A 3466-nucleotide genomic window follows, 5' to 3' on the forward strand; every position below is an offset into this window, starting at 1 on the left:
AGGCGAAGCCGTACAAGAACAAATTATTGCGAAAGACTGCGGTATTTTGCTAACCAACGTGCTTACGCCAGCGTAATTAATCATTGTTGTTCCCTGTGTAAAGGCCCCAGTACCGACTTGCTCGGGCCTTTTTTTTACTAACTGAGGTGTGCATGTTTACTACAGAACAAGCAGTTATAGACAAAATAGGTATTAATACGCTGTTGCAATTTGCGTCGAATAAATTTAACGAGCCAGGCACTCGCGTGACGCGTGATGATGTTGAAGCCGCACTTTTAAGTGAGACGTACAGTGAGTTGCAAGAGCAAATTAATGCCTGGTATGCGCAAGCACAAAAAAATGTAAATGCAGTTATAGCGGGCTATGTTTCGCGGTTTGCGTTAAACCAAGATGATATTAATAACTCTGTTTTACCCGGCATTGCTAACGATTTAATGCATTGTGAGTTAGCCCCTAACATTGCTGATGAAAACCTTAAAGCCCTTAAAAGTAACGCGATGGCGATGCTTGATAAGGTTAGTAAAGGTGTGATCCAAATTAAGGAAGATGCGCCTGCAGGCGTAAGAACTGGGATGCGAACCAAACCTGCAGGCTCTCAATTTAACTGGCCAGGTTATTAAATTGGCGGGTGTATTTATACACATAACGGGTAATGCACTGCCCCGCTTAACCCAAATTGCAAATGTAAGCGGTAATCCAGCTGATGTATTGGACGACATTGGTGCATTTTTAGACATGGACGTCACCACCCGATTTTTACGGGAAGTAACACCCGAAGGCCGTAAATGGGAGCAGTCGCAAGCAGCAAAAGACCGGGGCGGTTTAACGCTGACTGATGAGCGCAACCTTGCAGGCTCTGTTACGCACAATGTAAACGGAAATACGCTTGAGCATGGCTTAGGCGAAAAGTACGCAGCTATAAACCATTATGGTGGTGAAACTGGCCGCAATAAAAGCGTGACGTTACCCGCACGGCCNATTGCGGCTGTGCAAGAAAATGAGATTAACGACATTATTACTGATTGGTTAATTTAAAGAGCATTTAAATGGCATTTAACTTTGATTTAAACAACATAGAAACCCTGCTAAGCCAAACAATCGTTAATGCAACGGTTGGGTTTGCTAGCGACTTTAACCATGTTCGCGAGCATGCCGTACACAGTGCACAGTTGTTTGTATTGCCATTGGCCGATGACAACACCAATACCAATGAAGTACATGGTATGGATGAGTATCAGGTTAAAGATGTGTTTGCGGTGATGATTGTGATCCCCTGCGCTGCAGGTAATGCCCATAGTGATGCACAAGTTAAGCAATTGCGTAGTGATGTAAAAGCCGCTATTGCTGGATGCCAATACCCTGGGTGGGACCCAATAAAGCTTGATAAGGGTCGAACCATTGAGCTTAACAAAAAAACCAATAACCTAATTTACCAGTGCCAGTTTAGTGTAACTGGCCTACATACCGTAACTGTGAAGGTGATGCCATGAGCAAACAAACCGAACAGCAATCAACGAAACACGCTGAACAAAAGGCTGTTGTAAATACAGGCCCGAAAAAGTCCCGCGCGATGACGATTGCCGAAAACGTTAACCAGGCGCTTGCAAGTGCTAAAGGTAACAGAGACGAGCTAGCCGGCGCTTTTAACTTAAAAAGTGGTGAGCTGATTAAAGTGGAGATTAAATCATGAGTTGGCGATTTAAAGACAAACTCATTTTAGCGGATGCCTTGGGCACAACTTTAACGGGCCTACATGCTATTTATGCCAGTGAAGTTGAATTGACCCTTGAAAGCGAAAGCGAAAAAGACGAGCTAGAAACCAGTTATAGCGGTGCCAGCCTTGAGACATTTTACGGTGAGCATATAAGCCTTAATTTTAAAACGCCATTGGCTATGAGTGGCACTGTGGGTAACGAACCTGCATTTGCTCCGCTGTTATTAGCCTGTGGCATGGTGCAAGTGGCTGATGCAAGCAGCGTTACGTTTACAAAAGGGGCAGCTGTTGCAGTTACATGCTTAGTACGTTTTGGTAAAAATACCCACAACATTAGCGAAATGAAAGGCAACGTGAGCTTTGCGCTTGAAAAAGGCAAACCCATGCTTAACTGGCAATTTAAAGGGTTATTTAGTGCGCCGGTTGCAAGTACTGCCGCCCCTGCGGTTGATTGGGACCGTTGGGTGCGCCCCGAAGTGCTCGGCGTAAGTAACAGCAGTGATTTTAAGCTTAACGATGTTAAACGCACCCTGCACAAACTCACAGTCGACTTAGGTAATAACGTGGTATTTGACCGTGCCATTAACCATGAAGAAATAATGATAACCGGTCACGAAAGCAGCGCCAATTTTACGCTAACCGCCGAAGAACTGGCCACCTTCAACCCGTTTGACGATGTTGGCAAAGTGCAAAACTTTGAATTTACCCACGGCACTGCTGCAGGTAAAAAAGTCACCATTATTGGCCGCTATCAAATGCCGTGGCCTAAATACACAAGCCTGGACTCAGAATTAACCGGTTATGAGTTTGACGGTAAGTTAGTGCCCAGCGGTGCTGGTTATGACGAACTGACGATAGTTTTTGAATAAGGGGGGAGCGCCTTTTTACCTCTTTTTATTTACCTTTTACAAGGGAAGACACAATGAAATTAAAATTACTAACCGAGTTAAAAACTGCATTGATCAGCGCCCCACTTAATTTTGAGTTTGGTGGGGTTATTTTTAAATTTACCGCAAAAATTAAATTGGTATCTGAAAGCGAGCTTAAAACACTGACTGAAAAACAAGGTGCGAATGATGGTGAGATTGTGCGCTCATTGTTAGTGGGTTGGGATGACTTTATCGACGATGGTAAAGACGTACCCTTTGATAAAAGCACCCTTGAAGAAATGCTGGCATACAGCGGCATTACTGCCCGTTTAAGTGTTGAGTGTATTAACGCCCAGTACCGTATCACTGAAAAAAACTAGCCGATGTTGCTAGGTGGTTTTTGGGCGACCTAGCAGCAGACAGTAAAACCATTGATGACGACGAAGCCCATTTTGGTGCACCTAAACAAACAGCGCCAAACAAAGACGAGACATTGTTTGTATTGCCCCCTAACCATGCGGCTGTAGTGGCACTGACTACCGCTAGCNCAGCCAATGGCAACGGGATAACCAAGGGGTAGAAATTGCCCTTGATTATGCCAGGGCTGATATAGCCTGGCGCTATGCAAATATAACCCTTAATCCCGATGATTTTGCAAAACTGCAAACCCTAGAGCGCACCATAATTGGACTAATAAGGCGACCCGATGAGCAACAACTTGAATTTGGCGTTACGCTTAAGTTATGACGGTAAAGCAGTTACCACCGGTGCGCGCCAAAACGTAAACGAACTAAACCGCATTCCCCAAGCGGTACAACGCCAAGTTGCCGCAAATCAGCAATTAGGTGCCAGCCAAGCCCGTATTATGCAACAGCAAGGCGCA

The 3466-nt window shown here is 44.9% G+C and carries 6 protein-coding genes; all 6 read left to right on the plus strand.

The window, feature by feature from the left end:
- Positions 1 to 152: 152 nt before the first annotated feature.
- The 6 genes from L650_RS0104530 to L650_RS0104555 all read left to right on the plus strand — a co-directional run bounded on the left by L650_RS0104530 (position 153) and on the right by L650_RS0104555 (position 2963).
- Positions 153 to 620, plus strand: coding sequence for a hypothetical protein (locus tag L650_RS0104530; RefSeq protein ID WP_029772344.1), 468 nt, complete (start codon positions 153 to 155; stop codon positions 618 to 620).
- A 1-nt stretch (position 621) separates the two neighbouring features.
- Complete coding sequence (locus L650_RS0104535; protein WP_029772345.1) at positions 622 to 1035, plus strand: phage virion morphogenesis protein; 414 nt, start codon at positions 622 to 624, stop codon at positions 1033 to 1035.
- A gap of 11 nt (positions 1036 to 1046) precedes the next feature.
- Positions 1047 to 1490: a hypothetical protein gene (locus tag L650_RS0104540; RefSeq protein ID WP_004586568.1), complete on the plus strand. Its 444-nt coding sequence runs from the start codon at positions 1047 to 1049 to the stop codon at positions 1488 to 1490.
- Positions 1487 to 1690 carry a hypothetical protein gene (locus L650_RS0104545; protein WP_004586569.1) on the plus strand — a complete coding sequence of 68 codons (204 nt, stop codon included), beginning with the start codon at positions 1487 to 1489 and terminating at the stop codon, positions 1688 to 1690. The genes L650_RS0104540 and L650_RS0104545 overlap by 4 nt, the downstream gene beginning before the upstream one ends.
- The gene (locus L650_RS0104550; RefSeq protein WP_004586570.1) at positions 1687 to 2583 is read left to right on the plus strand and encodes a hypothetical protein; all 897 of its coding nucleotides are present in this window, start codon (positions 1687 to 1689) and stop codon (positions 2581 to 2583) included. The genes L650_RS0104545 and L650_RS0104550 overlap by 4 nt, the downstream gene beginning before the upstream one ends.
- Before the next feature lie 53 nt (positions 2584 to 2636).
- Positions 2637 to 2963: a hypothetical protein gene (locus tag L650_RS0104555; RefSeq protein ID WP_029772347.1), complete on the plus strand. Its 327-nt coding sequence runs from the start codon at positions 2637 to 2639 to the stop codon at positions 2961 to 2963.
- Positions 2964 to 3466 lie beyond the last annotated feature (503 nt).

It is taken from the genome of Pseudoalteromonas sp. TB51 (genome assembly GCF_000498055.1).
GTDB lineage: Bacteria > Pseudomonadota > Gammaproteobacteria > Enterobacterales > Alteromonadaceae > Pseudoalteromonas > Pseudoalteromonas atlantica.